Source organism: Candidatus Sodalis pierantonius str. SOPE, assembly GCF_000517405.1.
GTDB lineage: Bacteria > Pseudomonadota > Gammaproteobacteria > Enterobacterales > Enterobacteriaceae > Sodalis_C > Sodalis_C pierantonii.
In genome coordinates this window covers 943,820-963,432 of sequence record NZ_CP006568.1, presented here as the reverse complement: position 1 = coordinate 963,432, position 19,613 = coordinate 943,820, and the positions used below count along the sequence as shown (strand labels likewise).

The window sequence follows — 19,613 nt, the reverse complement described above, 5'->3', positions numbered from 1 at the left end:
TTAAGCTCATGCAACGCACGATGTTACGAGGCAAGCTGCACCGGGTGCATGTCACCCAGGCGGATCTCCATTACGAAGGCTCCTGCGCCATCGATCAGGACTTTCTGGATGCGGCGGGGATCTTGGAGTATGAAGCGATTGATATTTATAACGTCGATAACGGCCAACGTTTCTCCACCTATGCGATTGCCGCCGAACGCGGCTCGCGCATCATTTCGGTGAACGGCGCCGCTGCGCGCTGCGCCTGCATCGGCGATCTGCTGATTATCTGTGCCTATGTGCAAATGCCGGATGAAGAGGCGCGTCGCCACGCCCCGAAGGTCGCCTATTTTGACGAGCACAATCAGCTACAGCGCACCGTCAAAGCGCTACCGGTGCAAATGGCCTGAACGCGGCGCGCCAACGCACCGCCGGTCAGCCTGCACCAAAGCAGGTCAGGCCTGACCGACGGTAGGGTCAACACCGGCGCGGAGATTAGGTGCGCAAACCGCGTCCGCGCTGGATGAGCGTCCAGCACAGCAGATAAAACACCACGATGAAAGCCACCAGTACCGCAAGCGCCAGCGGCACGTCGCTGATGCCCAAAAAGCCGTAACGGAAGCCGCTAATCATATAGACCACCGGGTTCAGTCGCGACACCACTTGCCAAAACGGCGGCAGCAGCGACAGCGAGTAGAACACTCCGCCCAGATAGGTCAGCGGCGTGAGTACGAAGGTGGGGATGTACTAATGTCGTCGAAACTTTTGGCGAACACGGCATTGAGCAATCCCGCCAGCGAAAACAGCACCGCGATCAACAAAAGCGTCACGACCACCATCCACCAGGCATGGACCTGTAGCGGCACAAAGAACAGCGACACCGCGGTGACCAGAATACCGACGCAAATCGCGCACGCCACCCCGCCGCCGACATAGCCCGCGATAATCACATGGGTGGGGACCGGCGCCACCAGCAGCTCTTCGATATTGCGCTGGAATTTGGCGCTGAAGAACGACGACGCGACGTTGGTGTAAGCGTTGGTAATCACCGCCATCATAATCAGGCCCGGCACGATAAATTGCATGTACGAGAAACCGTGCATAGCGCCGATTTGCGATCCGATAAGATTGCCGAAAATGATAAAATACAGCGTCATGGCAATCACCGGCGGCACCAGGGTTTGTATCCAGATCCGGGCGAAACGGTTGATCTCTTTACGCCAAATGCTTTTTAATGCCACCCAATACAGCTGCATCATGTCCGTTGACTCCTTACTTTGCCGTCCGAGACCAGGGTTACAAATAGCTCCTCCAGGCGGTTGGCTTTATTGCGCATACTCAGCACCTGCACCCCTTGGGCGCTCAGCTGGTTAAACAGGCTGTTAAGGCCCTGTTCGCGCATCACCTCCACCTCCAGCGTGCTGGTGTCGAGCAATTGGCTGCGATAACCGTTCAGCTTGGGCAGCGCGCTTTTTGCCGCTAAATCCAGGATGAAGGTTTCGGATTTCAGCTTTGACAACAGTTCCCGCATAGAGGTGTTTTCCACCAGCCTGCCGTGCTGGATGATACCGATATGCCGACACAGCATTTCCGCCTCTTCCAGGTAATGGGTCGTTAAGATAATCGTGGTGCCGCTGTTGTTCAGCTCGCGCAGAAAACCCCACATGGAGCGCCGCAGCTCGATATCGACCCCCGCGGTGGGTTCGTCGAGAATAAGGAGCTTCGGCTCATGCATCAGCGCACGGGCTATCATCAAACGGCGCTTCATACCGCCTGAGAGCATGCGGGCACGCTCGTCGCGCTTATCCCACAAATCCAGCTGGCGCAGATACTTCTCCGCGCTTGCCGCGGCCTGCTTGCGCTCCACGCCGTAGTAGCCGGCCTGATGCACCACGATTTGATAGACGGTTTCAAACGGATTGAAATTGAACTCCTGCGGTACCAGTCCTAACTGGCGTTTCGCATTGACGATGTCCTTATCGGTATCGTAGCCGAACACCCGCACTTTGCCGGCGGTCTTGTTCACCAGAGTGCTGATAATACCGGTGGTGGTGGATTTTCCCGCCCCGTTGGGGCCAAGCAGCGCATAGAAATCGCCGGCTTCCACGTTCAGATCGATCCCTTTTAGAGCCTGTACGCCTCCTGCTTAGGTCTTGGTCAACTGCTCCAACTCCAATGCATATGTCATTTGTGACGGGTTACCTTATTCTAAACGGTTTTCAGGAACTGATTTTAAAACGCCAGCGCTTGACCTATATTAACCTATCGCATTATGACAGTTACGGGCTATTAACATCAATGAAAGACATTTCAACCCTTATCAGTAACAACCAGGATTGGTCCAAGCTTCTGCATGAAGAGGATCCGGGCTTCTTTGAGAAGCTGTCGCTGGCGCAAAAGCCGCGCTTTTTGTGGATTGGCTGTTCCGACAGCCGCGTCCCGGCGGAAAGATTGACCGGACTGGAGCCAGGCGAGCTGTTTGTGCATCGCAATGTCGCCAACCTGGTTATCCATACCGATCTCAATTGCCTGTCGGTCGTGCAATATGCGGTCGACGTGCTGGAGGTCGAGCATATCATCATCTGCGGCCATTACGGCTGCGGCGGCATACAGGCGGCCATCGACAACCCCGAACTGGGGCTCATCGACAACTGGCTGCTGCATATCCGTGATTTGTGGTACAAGCATAGCTCACTGCTGGGTGAGCTTCATCCCGAGGATCGCGCCAACATCCTCAGCGAGATTAATGTGATTGAGCAGGTGTATAACCTGGGACACTCAACCATTATGCGCTCTGCCTGGAAACGGGGCCAGAAGGTGACTATCCACGGCTGAGTGTACGCCCTGCACGACGGTCTGCTCCGCGATCTGGAAATCACCGCCACCAGCCGCGAGACGCTGGAACAGCGTTATCGTCAGGGTATGGCCACCCTGCTGCAACGCTACGGCAGTTAATTCGGCGGACGTCCGTTCAATCGACAGACGTTCACTTAACCCACCGATGGCCTTTTAATCGACCTGCATCCGCCTGACGTTAGCTTAACCGATGGGCGTCCGCTGAACCCATTGACGTTCACTAACCCCACCGGCGTTCGCGTTATCGCCTGGGATCCGGTTATCGCTCCGGCCAATAGCCTCTGCCAACCCACATCCACACCATTCAGTACAGTATAGACTATCTCCACGTGCGGTCTTTAACCGCACAAGCCCTGTCATGAGTGCCGTGTGACCGCCCCCAGGTCGACCTCGGTGGCGCGGCCGAGATTTCTTGCGGTAGTGTCGAAAGTCAGGTTCATTGTATTTTGGGTTAGGGGCAATTTTTAAGATCTCGTCCTCTATCCAGCAGTAAGCACCACCGAAAAGCGCTTCGATTAATCCTTTTGCAGCTTCAACTGCGTTAAGTGCTAGTGCAGCTTGGCGTGTCGTTCACCGGATATTCATTGTTATTGGGGCATAGCGGCAATAGTTAATTACGTTGAAGTTTTATTCATACCTATGTGTTATAAAACCATTAAATCTACTGCCTACAACGGTCCTTTACTAAAAGATAGGTCAATGCATGAATGTAAACTCAACGCCGGCTATTTCAAACACGGCAAGCCTGCAAAATAGATTATCCAATACACAACCAGGTATCCCTGAACCCATAAACGTCGACAACTCGGCTGTAAAACTACGCTTAGAAACGCCAAGCAAAAAAATATAAATGATTTACCCCCTGAAATGCTCGAGCATATCTTTAAGTATATCGGCAACGACAAATTCAACGTGCGCTTAACCTGCCATGCATTCAACGATGTAGTTGATGAAATGCTTACTGAAGATGAATTATTCAAAATCACACATAGCGAACGCCTGAGTGAATCAGGATTTAATGCAAAATTAATTAATGAGCTTATCAAACAAAGAGAACAAGACAAACTTTGTCCTTAAAAACTGTCAAACTCTGCATAAAGCAGGGTTTGACATGGGTAAAATCTTCACGCTCGCTCAAAAAGAACTTAAAACTCAGTCATTTGTATTGAATAATTTTAAAGTCCTACATGAGATGGGGGCTGACATGGAGTATATTTATTACCTTGCCAGCAAAGACCCAAGCACACAAACGTTTATGGTAGAAAACGGAAATGCTCTACTTAAAATGGGATTCAACTTGTTTCACGCGCAGACTTTGTCGCAAAAAAGCATTGAAGTTCATAATTTCATTTTAAACAATTTTGATAGTCTACATGAAGCGGGATTGGATCTGGTCAATATTGAACACCTTGCCGGACGTAGCGTAGCTGAGCAGAATTTTGTATTGAAACACTTTAAATTTCTGCATAACGCAGGCGTCAGCGTGAACCTTATCTTTTATCTATCCAGTCAAGAAGAAACAGTACAGAATTTCATAGTGAAAAACGTCCATTATCTCCATGGAGAGGGGTTCGACACGGAATTTATCTTTACTTTCGCTCGCCTCGGAGAGAGAGAACGGGCTTTTTTATTAGCGGAACGGAGTAAAGAGCTTGGTAGAGACTTTAGCAAGCTAAATCTTAACCTCTAAACTACCGTTACCCATATTGCGCCATGGCAGCGTCGCGGCAATTGCGCTAACAATGACAGTAATCGCCCTCTGATTGCTTACATGCATAGGGTTTTAATTGCAATTGCCAAAAATGTTTACGCTATAATAGACTTTGATCCACCATCGAGCGTCTTGGTATTCTCAAGGTCTGCTTTGACATCAGATTCTACTGTCAAGCGGCTTTGTTGAATAAATCGAACTTTTAGGTGACTGGCGGCTCTGATCACTACATTCGTTTCAAAATCAGGTCCCCATGGCAAAGCAAAAGTTTAAAATCACCAACTGGCCCGCATACAACAATGCGCTCAGGCAGCGGGGGGACATGACAGTATGGCTTGATGAGTCAGCCATTGCTGCATGGACTGAGAGTACACCACCTGAACATCGTGGCCGGCCGCTTCACTACACCGATATGGCCATTACCACGGTTCTGATGATAAAGCGCGTGTTTAACCTTTCGCTCCGGGCGTTACAGGGTTTCGTTGACGCGATTTTTAAACTGATGGGGCTGTCGCTGCGCTGCCCAGATTACTCTCTGGTCAGCCGGCGAGCAAAAACCGTCGACATCAGCATAAAAACGCCAACCCGCGGCGAAATCTCACACCTGGTCATCGATGGCACCGGCCTGAAAATCTTCGGCGAAGGCGAATGGAAAGTCAGGCAGCATGGGGCTGAGAGGCGCAGAGTATGGCGCAAGCTTCATCTGGCAGTAGATAGCGCGACACATGAAATTATCTGTGCCGATTTATCGCTAAGCGGTACGACAGATGCGCAGGCGCTGCCCGGGCTGATTAACCAAACCCACCGGAAAATCAGGGAAGCGTCGGCTGACAGTGCTTACGATACGCGTTACTGTCATGATGCTCTGCTGAGGAAAAAAATAAAGCCGCTTATCCCACCGCGAAGTGGTGCGCAATATTGGCCAGCTCGATACCATGAGCGTAACCATGCGGTGGCAAATCAGCATCTGAGCGGCAATAACGATACCTGGAAAAAGAAAGTAGGTTATCACCGGCGTTCACTGGCTGAAACGGCCATGTTCCGGTTTAAAACACTTCTGGGTGGTCATCTGAGTCTGCATGACTATGACGCGCAGGTAGGTGAGGCTATGGCAATGGTCAAAGCGCTTAACCGGATCACGTTGTTAGGAATGCCAAACAGCGTCCGCATCATGTAACAATCGCCCTGATAGGGAGGAAGTCGTCACAAATTTCGGATTTATTCAACAAAGCGCTGTCAAGCGGGATTTGTGGTTCAGGATCGACAGGCTGTTGTGATGTTTATTGAGGCAACAGCACATTTTATAACGTAGCAGTATAAACTCTATTTATACCACTCAGCCTCAGTGATGATTGTCATTGACCCCCCCCCCCCGCGCATCCCCCCCCCGGGCGCGCGGTTAGAGCGAACGGTTTGCTATGCCAATGACCCCATAAGGGAACGCAAGTTTTCCATGCCTGGCGCCCGTTTATTGGTGGCAAATACCTTGGCCGCTTCCCACAGGCGTGCCGCGCCCATCCTCCCTGTGGTCTTGCTTACCCGGTCGCCAATCTTCCTGCACGACCTATCGGCTTAGGCGGATTCTACAGCCGTCACTACTTTGCCAACATAAGGTAAATGGCGGTAACGCTGGGCATAATCGATACCGTAACCGACGACGAACTCATCGGGAATGGTAAAGCCCACCCACTCCACCGTTACCTTGACTTCTCGGCGATCCGGTTTATCCAGCAATGTGCAAATGGCGAGGGATTTTGGCTGGCGCAAAGCGAGGATCTCGCGCACCCGGCTCAGGGTGTTGCCGGAATCGATGATATCTTCGACAATCAACACATCCTTGCCGCGGATATCCTCATCAAGATCTTTCAGGATTTTCACATCGCGGCTTGAGCTCATGCCGCTGCCGTAGCTGGAAGCGGTCATGAAATCCACTTCATGCGACACGGTGACCGCGCGGCAGAGATCGGCCATAAACATGAACGACCCCCGCAATAAACCGACCAGCACCATTTCGCTGCCGCTATCGCGATAATGTTCACTGATGGACTGCCCCAGTTCGGCGATGCGCTTGGCGATCTCTTGTACGGAGATCATGACTTCCACATGATGTTCCATAAATTACCTATAACACTGATATTATTCAGTTAAAACGCTAGCAGGCAGACAGGAATACTCGTTATTGCTCGATTGCTCTAGGGAGTCTTGCACAATCAGGCACAACGCAACCTGCATGAGAGCCTCTTTAGGCGAGGGATTATATCAGGGAAGGTGGCCGGATGGGCTGAAAACATAACAACAAACTGCTGCTTTTCGCTGCCGTTTGGCCACCCGAAGCGCCGCCAGTTGAGCTAACGGCGGAGGTAAGGGCGTGATGGACCTAGCGCATATGAGCACGCCATCAACGATGCGATGAAGGCGCCAATGAGCGCTCATGGACGCCTTTAGTCGCACCGCCCCATCGCTAGAGACGGTGGTCGGCCTTAATCATGTGCGCCGTCCTTTCGCCTATCACCACGCACGGCGCCATGGTATTGCCGCTAGGGACATTAGGCAAAATAGACGCATCGGCGAGGCGAAGCCTATCGATGCCGTAGACCTTTAAGCGGCTGTTTACCACCGACATCGCGTCCCGCCCCATTTTGGCCGTGCAGCATTGGTGCCAGTAGGTCACCGCCGAATTATGCACATAAGCCTTCATCGCCTGGGGACTGAGATTGCCCGGTAGTGACTCGCCCTTGACCAAGCGGTGAAAGACGGATGAGTTGCCCAGCTCCCGGCAAAGCGCGATGTTGGCAAACGCCATCCTGAGATCGTCGGGATGCGATAGCGTGTTGGCCTCTATGCGTATCGGATCGTCCACATCAGGGCCGGAAAGCAGCAGTAGCCCGCGGCTTTTTGGATGGGTAAGGCCCGCGAACATCGTTCATCCATGCTCGGGCACCCCCAGGGCCGCCGTTTCCGCGCTCGGCACGGGAAACTCGACCTGACAATGGAACATATCGGGACGCGCCAGCCCGACTTCGCTTTTCCAATACAGAGTGGTTTCGGAACCGCCATGCCCGATCGGCTGCGGTGTGCGATACACGAAGATACAACCAAAGGAGACATGGTCCTGGTGGTTCTGACCCACGCCCGTAAATGCTGCACCACCGGGATGTCGTGGCGCTGCAACTCGTCCGCCGGACCGATGCCGGACTGCATCAATACTTTGGGCGTATGGATGGCGCCCAGTGAAAGTATGACTTCATGCTCTGCCCAGTAGCGACGCGTCGCCGACGCCTCTATCACCTCCACGCCGACCACGCTCTTGCCCTGAAAGATAAGCTTGCTTACCAGGGTGCGCGTTAAAACCGTCAGATTGGGCCGCCCCATGAGCGGATACACATAAGAACGGAAGATGGAGGAGCGCCACCCGTTCTTAATGATCAAATCGTTTATCGCCACGCCGCCCCGCCCTTCCATCATTTTCCCGTTGGGGCTGTCGAACGCCGGCACGCCCAGAGAGCGGGCGGCGTCCACCATTGCCCTGGCAATCGGCTGCGGGTTGCCGGCGGACTGTACATGCACCGGTCCCCCCACGCCGCGGCGCAGCGGATCGGGCGCTCCCTGCCAGTCCTCGATACGGCGATAGATGCCGAGGACCGATTCATAGCCCCAGTCTTTATCCCCCGCATCGGCGGCGTAGTTTTCCCAATCGTTTTGATGACCGCGCGCCCAGACGCAGACATTGATGCTCGATCCACCGCCGAGCACCTTACCCATGTTAAGCGGAATGGCCCGACCGTTTAAATGTGAGTTGGGCTGTGCGACGAAGGCCCAGTCGCGCTCCGAACCCAGATTCAGGGGCCATTTGGCCGGATCCATCACTTCGGGCACGTCGTCGCCACCCCCGGCTTCGACGAGCAGTACGCGCACGTGCGGGTTTTCCGCCAGGCGCGCCGCGACGACCGAACCGGAAGGTCCTGCGCCGCACACGATAAAATCGAATCGTCCATGCACCTCGTTGCCGCCGACGTCCGTCGTCATGGCCGCATAGGATTTTTCAGCGAAAAAATCACTTATCAGGTCACTCCGTCTGCAAGTCTTCTTTAGGGACCGTGAGGCAGCGTGAAGGCGGACCAACCTTGAAATGAAGAGACGACAACTCCGGCGCCCGCTGCCAGAGAACTGCAACGTCGCGGCACAGGCCGCGCGAAGAGACTATAAGATCGGCTATCAAATTTGTCAAATATATCAAATTTGAGTTAATTTACATAAAAATTGATCATTGAGAAAAAATGCATCAAGCTTCAGAGAAGAACCCATTTCCGGCAGTAGAAATTATGGCTAACGATATCCTGACCACGACCCAGGCCGCGCAGTTGCTCGGTATTTCGGTACGTACCGCCCAACTGTTCATCGAAGGCGGGGCCTTGGCCTCGTGGAAAACCCCCGGGGGCCATCGCCGCGTCCACCGCGCCGATGTCCTGGCCTTTATGGCGAAGAAGAACGATCGGGCACCGAAGCTTTCATCGGCACGGGTCATCCTGCTCGCCTCGCCGGCGCGCCGCCCGCTGCTTGAAGGGCTGCTGTCCACGGTCGGCGAAGGCGCCGTTGACGACGTTTACGCGACCGCTTTCGCCATCGGCCACCGGCTGCCGGCGGTGGTGGTGGTCGATCTGGCGGACGCGCGCGCGGAGCGACTTTCTCTGCTGTCTCATCTGGCGGCCCATCCCGCTCTGGGACTGACGCGGCTAATGGCCGTGAACGACGCCGACGCCACAGCAACGGACGCCAATCGCGCCCCGCCATCGCGGTCCAGGTAACCTCCGCCGAGCAGCTCCCTCTGGCCATTCGCGATGCCTTAAGCGATATCACGCCCCCGATTGAACGCATGGAATTGCCGGTGTCCTTCCCCCTGGCCGCTAATGAAAGCCAACGGCTGGAAGCGTTGGACCGCTCCGGTTTGGTGGACACCGCCCCCGAGGCAGCTTTTGACCGGTTAACCTGGCTTGCCAGCCAGAATTTGCACATGCCTGTCGCGCTGATGACGCTACTGACCCCCACACGCCAGTGGTTTAAGTCACGACAGGGGCTGAAACTGACGCAAACGCCGCGCAGTTGGGCTTTTTGCAATCACACCGTCTTGCAAAAAGACGTGTTCGCCGTCAACGACCTGTCGCGCGAGACGCTTTTTGCTGACAACCCGGCGGTGGCGAACCCGCCTAACTTTCGCTTCTATGCGGGCGCGCCGATAGTCGATCCCGATGGCTTTGCGTTGGGGTCATTATGCGTTATTGATTATCAACCCCGCGCGCTGGACGCCACGCAGGCGCAAACGCTGCTCGCGCTGGCGGAGCTGGTTTCCGATGAGGTTAGGCTGCGCGCCGTCAATCGCCAATGGCGCTGGGCCTGTGATAGGCTCGAACGCCTGGCTTAAACTGCAACCGAGGCGCGACACCCCCTGCCATTGCCCTAATGGAACCTTGTTAGCGTGCCGAAGGGTAGGTGTCGGCGTGAGCAGAACCGGGAAGAGAGTGGCCGCTGTGGTGCAAGTTCCTTTTCATGTTCCATAATGAGGAATGACCGCCCTGCGATTTAAATAATTGAAGGCGTCTATCTTGAAATATGATAACGTCAAAGTATAATGATTGAATTGAGTTTCACTATGAAAAACACCTTATTGGTGATGTTATTGCTGGGCCTGCTGGGGATATCCAGTGCCGCGCAGGCGCTGACGGAAAACGAAGCGGAAGATATGGCCGACCTGACGGCGGTGTTCGTCTATCTCAAGAATAATTGCGGCTATGCGGATATGCCCAATGAGCAAATCCGCCGCGCCATCTTGATTTTCGCCCAGCAAAACCGCTGGGATTTGAGCAATTACGCCGCCTATGATATGCGCGCACTGGGCGAAGACAGCTACCGGCTTTGTTGAATAAATCGAACTTTTAGGTGACTGGCGGCTCTGATCACTACATTCGTTTCAACATCAGGTCCCCATGGCAAAGCAAAAGTTTAAAATCACCAATTGGCCCGCATACAACAATGCGCTCAGGCAGCGGGGGGACCTGACAGTATGGCTTGATGAGTCTGCCATTGCTGCATGGACTGAGAGTACACCACCTGAACATCGTGGCCGGCCGCTTCACTACACCGATATGGCCATTACCACGGTTCTGATGATAAAGCGCGTGTTTAACCTTTCGCTCCGGGCGTTACAGGGTTTCGTTGACGCGATTTTTAAACTGATGGGGCTGTCGCTGCGCTGCCCAGATTACTCTCTGGTCAGCCGACGAGCAAAAACCGTCGACATCAGCATAAAAACGCCAACCCGCGGCGAAATCTCACACCTGGTCATCGATGGCACCGGCCTGAAAATCTTCGGCGAAGGCGAATGGAAAGTCAGGCAGCATGGGGCTGAGAGGCGCAGAGTATGGCGCAAGCTTCATCTGGCAGTAGATAGCGCGACACATGAAATTATCTGTGCCGATTTATCGCTAAGTGGTACGACAGATGCGCAGGCGCTGCCCGGGCTGATTAACCAAACCCACCGGAAAATCAGGGAAGCGTCGGCTGACAGTGCTTACGATACGCGTTACTGTCATGATGCTCTGCTGAGGAAAAAAATAAAGCCGCTTATCCCACCGCGAAGTGGTGCGCAATATTGGCCAGCTCGATACCATGAGCGTAACCATGCGGTGGCAAATCAGCATCTGAGCGGCAATAACGATACCTGGAAAAAGAAAGTAGGTTATCACCGGCGTTCACTGGCTGAAACGGCCATGTTCCGGTTTAAAACACTTCTGGGTGGTCATCTGAGTCTGCATGACTATGACGCGCAGGTAGGTGAGGCTATGGCAATGGTCAAAGCGCTTAACCGGATCACGCTGTTAGGAATGCCAAACAGCGTCCGCATCATGTAACAATCGCCCTGATAGGGAGGAAGTCGTCACAAATTTCGGATTTATTCAACAAAGCGACAGCTACCGTGACCTCAGCGGCATCCCCTTACCATCGGCGAAAAAATGCAAATCGCTGGCGACTAACTCTCTCGGTTTACTCGCCTACGCCAAATAATACGCTCTCAAAGCCCCTTTGCACGAAATTTAACCGTGCAACCGCGGGCAGAGTTAGCTATCATATTGCGCTGTTTTTTCATGGCGGACTTGCCAAGGAGCAGCCAGACATGTCCAACCAAGAAACCTGGCACGAAACGTTACACGATCATTTCGGCCAATATTTTGCCGTGGATAACGTCCTGTACCGGGAAACCACCGGCCAGCAGGATTTGGTGATATTTGAAAACGCCGCATTGGGCCGGGTCATAGCACTGGACGGCGTGGTACAGACCACCGAGCGCGATGAGTTTATCTATCATGAGATGATGGCCCATGTGCCGCTCATCGCCCATGGCAACGCCAAAAAAGTGCTCATCATCGGCGACGGCGGGATGCTGCGTGAAGTCAGCCGTCATCCCGGCGTAGAGCAAATAACCATGGTTGAGATCGATGCCGGCGTGGTGACCTTCTGCCAAAAATATTTGCCAAGCCACAACGCGGGCGCGTTTGACGACCCACGTTTTACGCTGGTGATCGCCGACGGTGTGGATTTTGTTTCCCAAAGCAGCGAGAAATTCGATACCATCATTTCCGACTGCACCGACCCTATCGGGCCGGGAGAAAGCCTGTTTACCTCTGATTTCTATCAGGGCTGCGCGCGCTGTCTTAATCAAGACGGCATTTTCGTCGCGCAGAACGGCGTGTGTTTTTTACAGCAGGAGGAATCGGTCAATAGCCACCGGAAACTTCGTCACTATTTTAGCGACGTCAGTTTTTATCAGGCGGCGGTGCGACCTATTACGGTGGTATTATGACCTTCGCCTGGGCCAGTCAAAATCCGGCGCTACGCCAGCTCGACACCACGACCCTGGCGGCGCGTATCGACAAGACCGGCCTGACCTGCCGCTACTATAATGCGGCGATCCATAACGGCAGCTTCGCCCTGCCGCAATATTTGCTGAATGCCTTATCAGCTTCCCGCTGAAACGGTATTTATAAGGGGGTGAACCAAATTGCAGAAGCTAAAACTACACGGCTTTAATAATCTGACCAAGAGCCTGAGTTTTTGTATTTACGATATTTGTTATGCCAAAACGGCGGACGACCGTGACGGCTATATCGCCTACATTGACGAACAATATAACGCCAATCGTCTGACGGAAATTCTCAACGAAACCTGCTCGATGATAGGCGCCAATATCCTGAACATTGCCCGCCAGGACTACGAGCCGCAGGACGCGAGCGTGACCATATTGGTCAGCGAGGAGTCGGTCGACCCCGGCAGCATCGACACGTCCGAACATCCCGGGCCGCTGCCGGAATCGGTGGTGGCGCATCTGGATAAAAACCATATTTGTGTGCATACCTACCCGGAAAACCATCCCGAGGGCGGCCTGTGCACTCTTTCCGCGCCGATATAGAAGTATCGACCTGCGGCGTCATTTCCCCGTTAAAAGCGTTTAATTACCTGATCCATCAGTTGGAGTCGGATATTGTCACCATGGATTACCGCGTGCGCGGCTTTACCCGCGATATCAACGGGGTAAAACATTATATCGACCATGAGATCAACTCGATTCAGAATTTTATGTCCAAGGACATGAAAGCGCTCTATCACATGATGGACGTCAATGTGTATCAGGAGAATATTTTTCACACCAAGATGATGCTGAAAGATTTCGATCTAAAACACTATCTTTTCAATGCCAGGCCGGACGATCTCAGCGCGGACGAGCGCAAAGCAATTACCGATCTCCTTTACAAAGAGATGCAGGAAATTTATTACGGCCGCAACCTGCCCGTAATATAACCCCCGGCCTTGCCGGTAACGTTGGCCGCGCGGTTCAAAGCAAGCCACGAGAAACTCAGGCGGGCCGGGGTAAGCAACCTCGGCCCGCGCTTCATCCGCCGGTATGAATAAACTGGCGATACCGCTTCAGCATCAGCAGAAAATCGTCGCTGCCGCACAGCGACAGACTTTCTTCATCGTAATAACTGAGCCCCTCTTCCAGATCGTCGCACTCCACCGATATGCCGTTGGCGCGCACCATGACCTCTTCAGCGTCAATAAGCAGGGTATATTCATGGCCGATGTGCTGCCACTGCGCCAGGGAGCCGGATAGGCTCAGTAAACGCCGCTCCACATCAGCCAGCAGCGCCATATCGCCCTTTACTTCGTCATTCAGCCAATGCCCGATGGCCTCATGGCCCATGGAGAATTTGACGATGACCTGAGACCGGTGGTGTCGCGTAAAAATTCGTAGTCCATCGTTGCCGTCCACCCCGTCGGGGCGCTATGCCGTATCTTTATGAAAAATGGCGGTGGAAGATAATCGGATTTTACGCGTTTTTACCGCGCCCGCCAAAGTCTGCGTCACGATTATCGCCGCCGGGGACGGCGGTTACCCCGGCCGCACGCCGTACGCGGGCGGAGTTAAACCGCGGTTTGGAAAATGACCTGATCGGCTTTGTCGGTGTATTCGCTGAGGCAGTCGAAATTCAGATAACGGTAGGTATCCACCGCCGTCTGATCCACCAGCGCCATCGCCTGCAAATACTCCTCCACCGTCGGCAGACGGCCCAGCAGCGAGGTGACCGCCGCCAGCTCCGCAGAGGCCAGATAAACGTCGGCGCCGTTGCCTAAACGGTTCGGAAAGTTACGGGTAGAGGTGGACACCACCGTCGCGCCATCCGTTACCCGCGCCTGGTTACCCATGCACAGCGAGCAACCCGGGATTTCCATACGCGCGCCGCTTTTGCCAAAGACGCTATAGTAGCCCTCTTCGGTGAGCTGGGCGGCGTCCATTTTGGTTGGCGGCGCGACCCACAGGCGGGTCGGCAGCTGGCCCTTGTGGCTATCCAGCAACTTACCGGCGGCGCGGAAGTGGCCGATATTGGTCATGCAGGAGCCGATAAAGACTTCATCGATTTCGCTGCCGGCCACGTCAGACAGCAGACGGGCGTCATCCGGATCGTTTGGTGCGCACAGGATCGGTTCGCTGATTTCGGCCAGATCAATCTCAATCACTGCCGCATACTCGGCATCGGCATCCGCCGACAGAAGAGACGAATTCGCCAGCCAGCTCTCCATGCCTTTGATACGCCGTTCCAGCGTGCGGCGATCGCCGTAACCTTCCGAAATCATCCATTTCAGCAGCACGATATTGGAATTTAAATATTCGGTAATCGGCGCCTGGTCAAGCTTGATGGTACAACCGGCGGCGGAGCGTTCCGCCGAGGCGTCCGCCAGTTCAAAAGCCTGTTCCACCTTCAGTTCCGGCAGCCCCTCGATTTCCAGGATGCGGCCGGAGAAAATGTTTTTCTTGCCCTTTTTCTCCACCGTCAGCAGCCCTTGCTTGATGGCATAATACGGGATCGCATGCACCAGATCGCGCAGGGTAATGCCCGGCTGCATGGCGCCTTTAAAACGAACCAGCACCGACTCAGGCATATCCAACGGCATGACCCCGGTCGCGGCGGCGAAGGCCACCAGCCCGGACCCCGCCGGGAACGAGATGCCAATCGGGAAACGGGTATGGGAATCGCCGCCGGTGCCGACGGTGTCGGGCAGTAACATGCGGTTCAGCCAGGAGTGGATGATACCGTCGCCCGGACGCAGGGAGACGCCGCCGCGGTTCATGATGAAGTCCGGCAGCGTATGGTGGGTCTGCACGTCCACCGGCTTGGGATAGGCGGCGGTGTGGCAGAATGATTGCATTACCAGGTCGGCGGAGAAGCCCAGGCACGCCAGATCCTTTAACTCATCGCGCGTCATAGGGCCGGTCGTATCCTGCGACCCCACCGAGGTCATTTTCGGCTCGCAATACTGGCCGGGACGTACCCCCGGCACGCCGCAGGCACGGCCGACCATTTTCTGCGCCAGCGTATATCCTTTGTCGCTGGCGGCGACATAGCGGACGTGGCGGAAAATGGTGCTGGGCGACAGACTCAGAGATTCACGCGCGCGCGGTAAGACCACGGCCGATGATGAGCGGAATACGGCCGCCGGCGCGCACTTCGTCCACCAGCACATCCGTTTTCAGCGTGAAACTGGCCAGCAGCGCCCCGGTCTCGTGATGACGGATTTCCCCCGCGAACGGGTAGATATCAATGACGTCGCCCATGTTCAAATCGGACACGTCTACTTCGATCGGCAGGGTGCCGGCATCTTCCATAGTGTTGAAGAAAATCGACGCGATTTTGCTGCCCAGCACCACCCCGCCGCCGCGTTTGTTCGGCACATACGGAATGTCGTCACCCATAAACCACAGCACCGAGTTGGTGGCAGATTTGCGCGAGGAGCCGGTGCCCACGACATCGCCGACATAGGCTAACGGGAAGCCTTTGCCGTTCAGCGCCTCGATCTGCTGGATGGGACCGACGTTGCCGGGCTGGTCGGGGATAATGCCGTCACGGGCGTTTTTCAGCATCGCCAGCGCATGCAGCGGGATATCCGGCCGCGACCAGGCGTCGGGGGCCGGCGATAAGTCATCGGTATTGGTTTCGCCGGTGACCTTGAACACGGTAACGGTCATTTTTTCCGCCAGCGGCGGACGGGACAGGAACCATTCCGCCTCGGCCCAGGACGTCATGACATCTTGCGCGTGGGCATTACCGGCCCTGGCTTTCTCTTCGACATCATAGAAGTTGTCGAACATCAGCAGCATGGATTTTAGCGCGCGGGCGGCGATAGGCGTCAGCGCATCCTTGTCCAACGCGTCCACCAGCGGCGAGATGTTATAGCCGCCCTGCATGGTGCCCAGCAACTCAATGGCTTTTTCCGCCGTCACCAGCGGGGAAGACGCCTCGCCTTTGGCAACGGCCGCAAGGAAACCTGCTTTAACGTAGGCCGCTTCGTCCACGCCCGGCGGTACCCGATTGGTCAACAGATCCAGCAGATACGCTTCTTCACCCGCCGGCGGGTTTTTCAGCAGCTCAACCAGCGCCGCCATTTGTACAGCATCGAGTGGCTTAGGGACAATGCCCTGTGCAGCACGCTCGGCAACGTGCTTACGATAATCTTCTAGCACGACGTTCTCCTCGCTTTCATTGTCATAGGTAGTGCCTGGCTTTCCGTTCCCTACCGGCGATACATTAATTAGAAAAAGTTCGTTGTTATCCGGCTGGGTAAGCGCCAGTTTATCAGTATTTAACCGTCTTGTTAATTTGTTTACATAAAAGCAACATGATATTTGGCTGAAACGATAAGGCTTTAGCGATACCTTCTAAGGCCGGCGGCGGCGCGGCGATAACCGCGTGCCGCCTGACGAATCACTTTGACATGAAAGCGTGCCGAAGCAAAGCGCCAGCGCGCCCGCAATGGCGCGCATATCATCGCCGGCGCCGCCAAAGACGCTACACGCCAGTCGTTTTCGCCCTATGGCGCCTGCCTGCCGTTCTCTCTGCCGCGGCGCTTTCGTTCAAGAGTTAATACCTCACGCCCTTTTTTTTCAACAATACTCCTCTGGCGCGCGCAATTATTAATTCCCAAAGTAAGGAGACTGAATGTACACCCTAACTTGTATGCCCTATACGGATGTATCGAATAACGCGAAATGGAATGATAGCGATTTTCCCGCAGGACGCCCGAACCCCGTGTATGCCGAACTTGCCGCCGCCTTGAAGACCGATGGCCTAACGCTCTCTTTTACATCACCCTTGGCCAAGATAACACCCCTTGTTGGTCCGGGCAGGCCACCACACCGCTGGCATGGGCCAAACCGCTGGCCGATGCCCTGGTCGAAGCCGGAAAGGGTTTTAAATTGTCCTTCGGCGGCGCCAGCAATGCCGATATCTCCACCGCCCTGTCCGAGGATGAATTACTGGAAGCCTATCGCCAGGCGATTACCCTCTATCAACCGCAGGGGTTGGATTTCGATCTGGAAAACAATCTGTTCGATATAGGGAAAATCAGCGCGGCGCTGGCCCGCCTACAGCCGGAGTACCCGAACCTGCCGATTTCGTTGACGCTCCCGACCGCCCCCACCGGGCTTAAGCCCGAGCAAATAACGCTGGTGGAACAACTGGCCGCCGCGAAAGTCGATTTTATCGTGAACGCCATGACGATGGATTTCTATCAGCCCGGCATAGCCGGGGAAATGGGGCAGGCGGCGAAGGATGCGGTCACCAATATCGTCGCCCAACTCCAAAGTATTTACCCCGAGTTATCCGAGACGGCGCGTTTTGCCAAAGTAGGCATAACGCCGATGATCGGCCGTAACGATGATGGTTCGATGTTTACGCTGGCCAACGCCTTTGACGTAGGCGCCTTTGCCGCCCAGCATGGATTATCTTCGCTCTCGCTCTGGTCGCTGAACCGCGACGTCCCCTCCGATTTCGATTATGTCGACCCCGGGAGCAGCAGCAATCCTGAGCAGCGCACGGTCGGCAAATATACCCTCAACTTCCTGGCTGGCGCGCTAAGCGCGTCCGTGCCTACGTTGCCAAATACGGTTGAGGTGGTGGACGCGCAGTAGAAAACGCCGCCGGCCGAGGTGACCTCATCGCCGCAATGGTGCGCGAAAGAGATTGAAGCCGCCGTCGCCAGCGCCTCAACGATCTCCGCGCCAGCCGGGGAGGTGACAGCGGGCAGCATTGCCGCGACCGCTAGTGAAACCGCCGACGCGTTAACGCCCGCCGTGGCGCAGACGCAGGCCGATATCCCTAACGCCATCGTGGCGTAAGGTGATGCCTTTGCCGGCACCGTAGATGAAGCTGAGACCAAAACTGAAGCCGTAACGCATGCCGAAACAGAGGCCAAAACCGAAGCCCTGGTTAATGGCATCGCTAAAACCGAAGCCGAGGCCGTTGCCGAGACCAAAGCTGAAGCTGAAACCGAGGCCGAGGCCGTAGCCCAAGCCGTAACGCATGCCGTAGCTGAAGGCAACGTCGCGGCCGTAGCTGAGCCGAGACAAACACCTACGCTATGGCATGCTAACGCCTCTCCCCGGGTGAGGCCTCGCGCGCAGCCGATTTCCAACGGCGTGCCGGTGGCCATCGGGGAGGCGTTCTTTTGGTAGGCCTTGTGCGACGCCCCAACCTTTTGACGGCGACGCGCCACGCCTAGCGCTGACCACGCGCGTTCATCAACCGTTTCAGCCACGATCGGCGGCCGCGTCAGCCCCCCGTTCGCCCTCGCTGACCCGTTCACCACCGAGTTGCAAAAAGCGACCAGTAACGCCAATTACGGTTTGCCAATCGCGGGGGGTTAGCATTAGATGGTTGCCCTTTACGACGGAGGCAACATGATATGGATATCATCTCTAGTCCCCCCCCCCTCAGTATTATCCTGAACAGCGGTTGGGCGCTGACCAGCAGTCGCATTACGCGTATTATTCAAGCCAGAACGCTGGACGACGCCAGCCATATGGGGCTTATCGATCGACTGTACGACAGATTTTTCCGCCAAGGCGGCAAGTGCGCCGCCATCACCCGACTCTACCGGCAACTGAGCCAGCCCGGCGCCGGAGAGCCGCACGATCTCACGCCGACAACGATGGTTGCCCGTTTTATGCAGTTGCGTGCCTATGCCAACAGCGAGTACCGTAAGGTTTTTCAGCTATCGCTACGCTATGATCCGCTGGAGCAGGCGCCCTGGTCCTATCTGATGCAAATCGGTGACTATCAAATCTATCAATCGCCGCCGCTGGATTACCGTTTGGACAATCACTTTGCGGAAGTGTGCACGATGAAAGTCTGCCAGTCGCTGGACGATGTTTTGGCGGAAATCCGTGAACAGCTGACGCCGGAACGGTATATCCAATCGCAAATCGAAAGCATGGCCGACGTGCCGGCGGTGCGGCAAAAAATACACGCCGTACTTGACGATCCCGCCTACGGTCGTGAGAACTTGCTGGGTATTACCAACGGCGTGCTGGTTCCGGTCACATCCGATCACTGATTCCGATTTCACCCGATCACTAATTCTGATTTCATCCGATCACTGATTCCGGTCGCCCGATCAGCGATTCCGATTCTGTCCGATCGCTCATCTTCTGTTCCGCCATACTCTGGAGACTTTTAGCTTC

At 55.0% G+C, this 19,613-nt stretch carries 13 protein-coding genes and 9 pseudogenes; 14 read left to right on the top strand and 8 right to left on the bottom strand.

Features of this window, described 5'->3' with window-relative positions; translation table 11 throughout:
* The first annotated feature begins 8 nt into the window (after positions 1–8).
* Positions 9–389, top strand: coding sequence for an aspartate 1-decarboxylase (panD, locus tag SOPEG_RS05020; protein ID WP_025244521.1), 381 nt, complete (start codon positions 9–11; stop codon positions 387–389).
* Positions 390–474: 85 nt separating this feature from the next.
* On the opposite strand, the pseudogene SOPEG_RS05015 reads toward panD, so the two are convergent.
* A pseudogene (locus SOPEG_RS05015) lies at positions 475–1,235 on the bottom strand (ABC transporter permease).
* Positions 1,235–2,167, bottom strand: a pseudogene (locus SOPEG_RS05010) (ABC transporter ATP-binding protein). The pseudogenes SOPEG_RS05015 and SOPEG_RS05010 overlap by 1 nt, the downstream one beginning before the upstream one ends.
* A gap of 110 nt (positions 2,168–2,277) precedes the next feature.
* Between SOPEG_RS05010 and can the strand changes: the two are divergent.
* From can to SOPEG_RS04990, 4 genes and pseudogenes are all read left to right on the top strand, one after another.
* Positions 2,278–2,934, top strand: a pseudogene (can, locus tag SOPEG_RS05005) (carbonate dehydratase).
* A 747-nt stretch (positions 2,935–3,681) separates the two neighbouring features.
* Positions 3,682–3,912, top strand: a complete 231-nt coding sequence (locus SOPEG_RS05000; protein ID WP_257720378.1) for an F-box protein — start codon at positions 3,682–3,684, stop codon at positions 3,910–3,912.
* A 34-nt stretch (positions 3,913–3,946) separates the two neighbouring features.
* Positions 3,947–4,525 (top strand): hypothetical protein, encoded by a 579-nt coding sequence (locus SOPEG_RS04995; protein WP_025244519.1) that lies wholly within the window; start codon positions 3,947–3,949, stop codon positions 4,523–4,525.
* Between the two features lie 274 nt (positions 4,526–4,799).
* Positions 4,800–5,723 (top strand): IS5-like element ISSoEn1 family transposase, encoded by a 924-nt coding sequence (locus tag SOPEG_RS04990; RefSeq protein WP_025243926.1) that lies wholly within the window; start codon positions 4,800–4,802, stop codon positions 5,721–5,723.
* Positions 5,724–6,118: 395 nt separating this feature from the next.
* Here the strand turns inward: SOPEG_RS04990 and hpt are convergent, their stop codons facing one another.
* From hpt to SOPEG_RS04980, 3 genes are all read right to left on the bottom strand, one after another.
* Positions 6,119–6,661 carry a hypoxanthine phosphoribosyltransferase gene (hpt, locus tag SOPEG_RS04985; protein ID WP_025244518.1) on the bottom strand — a complete coding sequence of 181 codons (543 nt, stop codon included), beginning with the start codon at positions 6,659–6,661 and terminating at the stop codon, positions 6,119–6,121.
* Between the two features lie 346 nt (positions 6,662–7,007).
* Positions 7,008–7,406 carry a GMC oxidoreductase gene (locus SOPEG_RS28645; protein ID WP_200867862.1) on the bottom strand — a complete coding sequence of 133 codons (399 nt, stop codon included), beginning with the start codon at positions 7,404–7,406 and terminating at the stop codon, positions 7,008–7,010.
* Positions 7,385–8,572 (bottom strand): GMC family oxidoreductase, encoded by a 1,188-nt coding sequence (locus SOPEG_RS04980; RefSeq protein ID WP_200867861.1) that lies wholly within the window; start codon positions 8,570–8,572, stop codon positions 7,385–7,387. Before SOPEG_RS04980 ends, SOPEG_RS28645 begins: the two co-directional genes overlap by 22 nt.
* 251 nt (positions 8,573–8,823) lie before the next feature.
* Between SOPEG_RS04980 and SOPEG_RS28640 the strand changes: the two genes are divergently transcribed.
* The 7 genes and pseudogenes from SOPEG_RS28640 to speD all read left to right on the top strand — a co-directional run bounded on the left by SOPEG_RS28640 (position 8,824) and on the right by speD (position 13,396).
* The gene (locus tag SOPEG_RS28640; protein WP_200867860.1) at positions 8,824–9,351 is read left to right on the top strand and encodes a helix-turn-helix domain-containing protein; all 528 of its coding nucleotides are present in this window, start codon (positions 8,824–8,826) and stop codon (positions 9,349–9,351) included.
* 68 nt (positions 9,352–9,419) lie between these two features.
* On the top strand, positions 9,420–9,965 hold the full coding sequence (locus SOPEG_RS28635) for a GAF domain-containing protein (protein WP_200867859.1): 546 nt from the start codon (positions 9,420–9,422) through the stop codon (positions 9,963–9,965).
* A gap of 228 nt (positions 9,966–10,193) precedes the next feature.
* Positions 10,194–10,454 (top strand): annotated as a pseudogene (locus SOPEG_RS04970) (YacC family pilotin-like protein); the annotation flags it as partial.
* Between the two features lie 73 nt (positions 10,455–10,527).
* Positions 10,528–11,451 carry an IS5-like element ISSoEn1 family transposase gene (locus SOPEG_RS04965; protein ID WP_025244427.1) on the top strand — a complete coding sequence of 308 codons (924 nt, stop codon included), beginning with the start codon at positions 10,528–10,530 and terminating at the stop codon, positions 11,449–11,451.
* A gap of 55 nt (positions 11,452–11,506) precedes the next feature.
* Positions 11,507–11,605: pseudogene (locus tag SOPEG_RS29170) on the top strand (YacC family pilotin-like protein); the annotation flags it as partial.
* Between the two features lie 109 nt (positions 11,606–11,714).
* Positions 11,715–12,571, top strand: a pseudogene (gene speE / locus SOPEG_RS04960) (polyamine aminopropyltransferase).
* A 28-nt stretch (positions 12,572–12,599) separates the two neighbouring features.
* Positions 12,600–13,396 (top strand): annotated as a pseudogene (speD, locus tag SOPEG_RS04955) (adenosylmethionine decarboxylase).
* A gap of 91 nt (positions 13,397–13,487) precedes the next feature.
* On the opposite strand, the pseudogene SOPEG_RS04950 reads toward speD, so the two are convergent.
* Positions 13,488–13,855 (bottom strand): annotated as a pseudogene (locus SOPEG_RS04950) (YacL family protein).
* Between the two features lie 165 nt (positions 13,856–14,020).
* Positions 14,021–16,616, bottom strand: a pseudogene (gene acnB / locus SOPEG_RS04945) (bifunctional aconitate hydratase 2/2-methylisocitrate dehydratase).
* Positions 16,617–17,348: 732 nt separating this feature from the next.
* On the opposite strand from acnB, the gene SOPEG_RS04940 reads away from it, so the two are divergent.
* Entirely contained in the window at positions 17,349–18,062 is a 714-nt protein-coding gene (locus SOPEG_RS04940; protein ID WP_025244516.1) for a glycoside hydrolase family 18 protein, read from the top strand.
* A 150-nt stretch (positions 18,063–18,212) separates the two neighbouring features.
* On the opposite strand, the gene SOPEG_RS28630 is transcribed toward SOPEG_RS04940, so the two are convergent.
* Positions 18,213–18,455, bottom strand: coding sequence for a hypothetical protein (locus tag SOPEG_RS28630; protein WP_200867858.1), 243 nt, complete (start codon positions 18,453–18,455; stop codon positions 18,213–18,215).
* Positions 18,456–18,835: 380 nt separating this feature from the next.
* Here SOPEG_RS28630 and SOPEG_RS04925 point away from each other — a divergent pair, with 380 nt between their 5' ends.
* On the top strand, positions 18,836–19,486 hold the full coding sequence (locus tag SOPEG_RS04925) for a hypothetical protein (protein WP_025244514.1): 651 nt from the start codon (positions 18,836–18,838) through the stop codon (positions 19,484–19,486).
* The last annotated feature ends 127 nt before the right edge of the window (positions 19,487–19,613 follow it).

Excerpts from the sequence above, each read along its gene's own strand:
- panD (WP_025244521.1), top strand. The coding sequence starts at position 9 with ATGCAACGCACGATGTTACGAGGCAAGCTGCACCGGGTGCATGTCACC.
- SOPEG_RS04995 (WP_025244519.1), top strand. The coding sequence starts at position 3,947 with ATGGGTAAAATCTTCACGCTCGCTCAAAAAGAACTTAAAACTCAGTCA.
- SOPEG_RS04990 (WP_025243926.1), top strand. The coding sequence starts at position 4,800 with ATGGCAAAGCAAAAGTTTAAAATCACCAACTGGCCCGCATACAACAAT.
- hpt (WP_025244518.1), bottom strand. The coding sequence starts at position 6,661 with ATGGAACATCATGTGGAAGTCATGATCTCCGTACAAGAGATCGCCAAG.
- SOPEG_RS04980 (WP_200867861.1), bottom strand. The coding sequence starts at position 8,572 with ATGACGACGGACGTCGGCGGCAACGAGGTGCATGGACGATTCGATTTT.
- SOPEG_RS28640 (WP_200867860.1), top strand. The coding sequence starts at position 8,824 with ATGCATCAAGCTTCAGAGAAGAACCCATTTCCGGCAGTAGAAATTATG.
- SOPEG_RS28635 (WP_200867859.1), top strand. The coding sequence starts at position 9,420 with ATGGAATTGCCGGTGTCCTTCCCCCTGGCCGCTAATGAAAGCCAACGG.
- SOPEG_RS04965 (WP_025244427.1), top strand. The coding sequence starts at position 10,528 with ATGGCAAAGCAAAAGTTTAAAATCACCAATTGGCCCGCATACAACAAT.
- SOPEG_RS28630 (WP_200867858.1), bottom strand. The coding sequence starts at position 18,455 with ATGCGTTACGGCTTGGGCTACGGCCTCGGCCTCGGTTTCAGCTTCAGC.
- SOPEG_RS04925 (WP_025244514.1), top strand. The coding sequence starts at position 18,836 with ATGGATATCATCTCTAGTCCCCCCCCCCTCAGTATTATCCTGAACAGC.